2 protein-coding genes are annotated in these 5,789 nt (G+C 65.9%); both read left to right on the top strand.

Annotation, left to right across the window (positions count from 1 at the left end):
- Window positions 1-5,251, top strand: a 5,251-nt coding sequence (locus tag DXK94_RS17330) for an Ig-like domain-containing protein (protein ID WP_147294396.1), incomplete at its 5' end; no start/stop codon positions are given.
- Window positions 5,252-5,414: 163 nt separating this feature from the next.
- On the top strand, window positions 5,415-5,789 hold a 375-nt coding region (locus tag DXK94_RS17325), incomplete at its 3' end, for a hypothetical protein (RefSeq protein WP_147294395.1).

Below are 5,789 nucleotides of genomic sequence, written 5' to 3'. Positions count from 1 at the left end.
GGGCGGGTGTGTGCACGCGGCGTGGTCAGGGGCGAACAAGTACGTCCGTGACTGCACGAACGACGCTGACGACAAGAACGTGGACGTGCCCAAGGCCAGTGCGTCGCCGTCGTATGTTTTCCGGGTGAACCGTGACCTGGTGGTCCTGAACGATGTGAACTCGGGCAACGTGTGGCTGGTCAACCAGAACATGCAGCTCGTCAACAACTGGGACGACGTCATTCCGCCCAAAGAAACGTCGGACGACGCGGACAAGGACTCCGCCGACGAAGTCCAGCAGACCGTCCTGCCCGACCGCACCAAACCCAACAGCCCGCCCTCTGCAAAACCGGATGCCTTTGGTGTCCGCGCCGGCAAGACCACCATCCTGCCCGTGCTGGACAATGATACGGATCCGGACGGCGACATCCTCACCCTGCGACCGCCCGCCGAGGTTAAGTCCGGAACCCTTTCCACCATCTACGGCGACACCGGCTTCCAGGTCGCGGTGCCCGCCGACAAGACCGGAACAGACTCCTTCCAGTACACAGTGGACGACGGGCGCGGACTGTCAGGAACTGCCGACGTGGCACTGCGCATCGTTCCTGCCGGCGAAAATTCAGCGCCGCAGCAGAAACCAAACCGCGAAACCACGCTGGTGCTCCAGCAGGGCAAGGCGCTCACCCAGAACATCCTCCCCAACTGGATTGACCCCGACGGCGACGACCTCTTCGCGGAATCCGTGACCAGCCCGGACCCGCTGGACCAGGTCCGGATCAGGCCCGACGGGCAGCTCACCTTCCAGGACTCGGGAACAGCCCCCGGCCGCAAAGTCCTCACCGTCCGCATTTCCGACGGAAAAGCCACGGCCGAGGGACGGATTGCCGTTGACGTCCGCGCGCCGGGCGCACTGCCGCCCCTGGCCAACGCCGACCACGTCATCGCCGGGGCCGGCGCCGACACCGTGATCGCCCCGCTCAAGAACGACGTTGATCCGCAGGGCGGATCCCTGCGCCTGGCGCAGGCTACAACGGATGAGCAGTCAACAGCCACCATCGGGGCCGACCAGCAGACCTTCACCTTCAACTCCGAGGTGCTGGGGGCACACTACGTCTCCTACCTGGTGACCAACGGGCCGGCCAGCGCCCAGCAGTTGGTCCGCGTCGACGTCGTTCCAGGCAACGATGAGGGCGCACCGGTGGCGGTGCGCGACATCGCCCTGCTTCCCACCGGCGGCAGCGTGCTGGTGGATGTGCTGGGGAACGACTCCGACCCGTCGGGCGGCGTGCTGGTAGTCCAGTCCGTCACCGCGGACTCCGGCCTGCCGGTCAGCGTCTCCGTCCTGGACCATTCGGTGGTCCGCATGACGGATATCCGTGCCGAAGGCCAGCTGACCATGAAGTACACCATTTCCAATGGCCGCGCGTCCGCAGTGGGCGAGATCGCGGTGCTGCTGGTCCCGGCCCCCGCCAAACTCCAGCCGCCGCAGGCCAAGCCGGACGAGGCCACCGTACGCGCCGGGGACGTGGTGACCATCCCGGTCCTGGGCAATGACACTGACCCCAACGGCGGGAAACTGGCACTGGTTCCCGAACTTGCCCAGGAGCCCGATGCCGCGGACGGGCGGATGTTCGTATCCGGGGACACGCTGCGGTTCATTGCCGGCGAGACTCCCAAAACCGTCTACGCCATCTACAAGGTGCGGAATGACACCGGCCAGGTGGACTCCCAGCAGGTCACCATCCGGATCCAGGCCCGCGACGACGAACGCAACTCCCGGCCCGAGCCGCGGAACCTGACGGCCCGGGTTGTCTCCGGGATGACCGTGAAGATCCCGGTACCGCTGGACGGGATAGACGCGAACGGCGACTCCGTTCAGCTGATCGGCATCGACAAGGCCGCCGCGATGGGTACGGCCACCGTCAAGGACGGCTACCTCGAATTCACCGCCGCCGGCGACGCCGTAGGCACCGATACCTTCACCTACCGGGTCCGCGACCGCATCGGAGCCGAAAACACGGGAACCGTGATTGTGGGCATCGCCCCGCCGGAAGCCAACAACCAGAACCCCATCGCCGTGGAAGACTCCATCGATGTCCGGCCCGGGCGCAAAGTTGCGGTGGACGCGCTGGCCAACGACTCCGACCCCGACGGCGACCCCATCGCCCTGCTCGCCGGCTCGTTCGAGGCACTGCCCGAGCTCCAGGCGGAAGCCACCGAGGACTCCAAGGTACTCTTCACAGCCCCGTCGATTGCCGGCAACGCCGGCATCGGCTACCAAATCCAGGATGACAAGAAGGCAGGGGCCGGGGCTGCCATCCGGATCCGGATCAGTCCCGACGCCGAGCTCAAGCGTCCGGCCGCAAAGGATGACAGGGTTACGCCCTCGGAAACCCTCGGCAAGGCCGCTGTCGACGTCCCGGTCCTCAAGAACGACTCCGATGCCGACGGCGTCGCCGCGGACCTGAAGATCAGCCTCCCGGACGGCAACCCGAACGCGCGGGACGGGGGCTCCGGCAACGTATTGGTGACCCTCACACCGGAGGACCAGCTGATTCCCTATACCGTCACGGATGTTGACGGCCTGAGTTCGACCGCCGTTATGTGGATCCCCGGACAGGGAGCCCAACACCCCAGCCTGTCGAGGACCGACATCGTCGAAGTGATGGCTGGCAAGGACGTCACCCTCGACCTCATCGACTACGTCCGGGTACGCGACGGGAAGCGGCCGCGCATCACCGTGGCAGACTCCGTCAAGGTCCAGGGTGCTTCGCCCGAAAACGTTATTGCCGCAGACGGGACCGCGCTCCGCTACGCCGCCAAGGCCGACTACGTGGGCCCGGGGTCCCTGACCTTCGAAGTCACGGACGGCAACGGACCGGACGACCCCCAGGGCCTGAAGTCCACCCTTGTCATCATGACCAGGGTGATACCGGACCCCAACGCCAACCACCCGCCCACCTTCAGCGGTGCTGCACTGGATGTACCCAAGGCCGAAACAGCCCGGCTCGACCTCGGGCCGCTCGCTGCGGATGTTGATGAACAGGACAAGGGCAACCTGAAGTTTGAGCTGGACGGCGGTCTGCCCGCCGGATTCTCGGCCTCCGTGAACGGTTCCATCCTCGAAGTCAGGGCCGAAACGTCGGTAGCGGCCGGGTTTACCGGAAACATCCCCGTCCGGGTCACCGACGGCAGGTCTCCGGCGGTGAAAGCAAACATCTCCGCACGGCACGTAGCCTCCAACAGGCCCATGCCCGTGGCCAACGACGACGTCGTCGAAAAAGCGAACGCGGGCAAGACGGAAACCGTCAACGTCCTGGGCAACGACGGAAACCCGTTCGACGATGCACCGCTGAAAATAGTTGCCGCGGGAGTGGAAACGGGATCTGCGGCGGGACAACCAACATTCGACGGTGACTCCGTCACGGTGACCCCGGCACCGGGCTTCAAAGGCGTGATGGTGGTCCGCTACACGGTGGTGGACAAGACCGGCGACGTTTCACGGCAGGCAACCGGCCGCCTGCGGCTGACCGTCCGTGACGTGCCGGACGCGCCCTCTGCCCCCTCCGCCACGGACGTCCGCAGCCGGACAACCGTCCTCAAGTGGGCGCCGCCGTCGGACAATGGCGCCGCCATCACCGGCTACCGCGTGGAATCCAACACCGGCTTTTCGCAGGCGTGCCCCACCACCACCTGCACACTCTCCGGGCTGACCAACGACGTCAAATACGTCTTCACCGTCATCGCCGAGAACGAAGTGGGCAAATCCCGGCCGTCGGCAGCCTCGAACGAGATCCGGCCGGATGAAAAGCCCTCCCCTCCGGACGCGCCGTTAGTCAAAGCCGGCGACAGGAACATGGTCATCAACTGGCCTGCCGCCAAGACGGAGGGCTCCGCGGTCAAGCACTACAACCTGGAGATCTCGCCGCCGCCTTCCAACGGCATCGCCGTCAAGAATGAGGTGGCCGGCCTGAACTACACGTGGACCGGCCTCACGAACGGCGTCAAATACCGGGTCCGCGCGCAGGCCGTCAACGAACTTGGCCCCTCCGAATGGAGCATCTACTCCGTAGAGGACAACCCTGCCGGTGTCCCGGCCGCCCCCGCTGCACCCACCACGGCTGTTGCCTCCGCGGTGGGCAGCGAAAACCAGATCAGGGTGGACTGGGCCGACCCCGACACCAACGGTGATCCCATCCGGAACTACTACGTCACCATGAACGGCGGGGGCGCAGCCCCACAGACCCAGGTGGTGGCCGGGACAGGCCGCACTGCCGTGTTCCGGGCACAGAACTCCGAGACGGCCTACACCTTTACCGTCCAGGCCGAAAACAAGGCCGGCAAGGGCGCCGCCAGCCCACCCTCGGCCCCCCGGCGCGCCACCGGAAAACTCGCCCAGGTTTCCGGCGTCAGCGCGACGCCCGCCAATACAAACGGCGCCGGCCGGCAGGTCACCATCCAGTTCAACAGGCTCACGGACGCCCAGCGCAACGGTTCCCGCGCCGAGGAAGTCAGCTACCGCTACTCTGCGGGAGGACAAACCGGACCCATCAGCCCCGGCGAAACCGTGGGCGGATTCACCAACGGCCAGGACATCGCCGTTACCGTCACCGCGGTCTCCACCGTGGCGCCGAGCTCTGACGCCAGTGCACCCGCCAGGGTCACGCCGTACGGCTCACCGGGCACACCCTCCGCCAGCGGCACCAACGGACAGCTCAATGACCAGACCGTAACCCTGAGCTGGTCATCGCCCTCCACGTCCACCAATGACGTCGCGGAAACCCGGATCCTCATCAGTGGAGGCGGCTGGGAGAGTGTTGCCCCCTCCGGCAGCAGGACGATCAACACAGGTGGCTGGGAACAGCAGCGCACCATCACCGTGCAGACGTTCAACTCCCTGGGCACCGGCAGCGCCCAGGTCAGCGCCACCGCCACCTCCGGCAAGCGCGGCGAATGGACCACCCGGCTGAGTTCCGCAGACCCGGCTTTTGTACGGTCCTGCACCTACACCCTGGGCGGGGCGAACTACCGGCCGGCACCCTACTATGACTGCGACGGCATCAACGCGCACCGGCCGCCGTGGCTGTACGTTGCCGACAACCACACTCTGGTGGTCCGCTGCTACATCATCCAGAGCGACCACTGGACCCCCAACCCGATTCGCGCCTGGTACCGGATCGAGGCAGGCTCTGCCAGCAACGTGGGCCGCTACGTTGTGGCTGGTTCCACCACCCTGGGCGAGCCGGGAAATGCCGGGGTGCCGCCGTGCTGACAGCCTGGCAGAGAGATGCTGCAGGCCGGACCCGGGGGGAGACCTCCCCATCGCGGGCTTACTGCCCCTTGGGTAGGCTTGCCCGGGGAACGGAGAGTCCAATACCGGGTACTCCGATGTGTCGGCCTGGGGGCCACCGCCAAACCTTGAGGGAAAAATCGCTGTGACACGTCTGCTGGGGAAACTTGGATTGAAACGGCGCCACAAAAAGATCGTCACCGGCACTGCCTTTGGTGCCGCAGTGGCTGTTGTGGTGACCGGGGCAGTGCTCTATCCGGGGTTCAAGACCACTGAGGTGGAGTTGAACGACGGCGGTGTGTGGGTGGTCTCGAAGTCCAAGAATGCGGTGGGCCGGCTGAACTACCCGTCGCGGGTCCTGGATGGTGCTGTGACGCCGGCGTCCACGACGTTCGACATTTTGCAGGACGCGGGGGAGGTGTTTGTGGATGATGAGTCTGGTTCGACGTTGAATCAGGTGTCGCCGGCGAACATGCGCCTGGGTGGGGATAAGCAGTTGCCGGGGGCTGCTGATGTGAGT

This window comes from Arthrobacter sp. RT-1 (assembly GCF_003367205.1).
Lineage (GTDB): Bacteria > Actinomycetota > Actinomycetes > Actinomycetales > Micrococcaceae > Arthrobacter.
The sequence above is the reverse complement of the archived record's forward strand: the minus strand, read 5'-3'. Positions and strand labels throughout refer to the sequence as shown.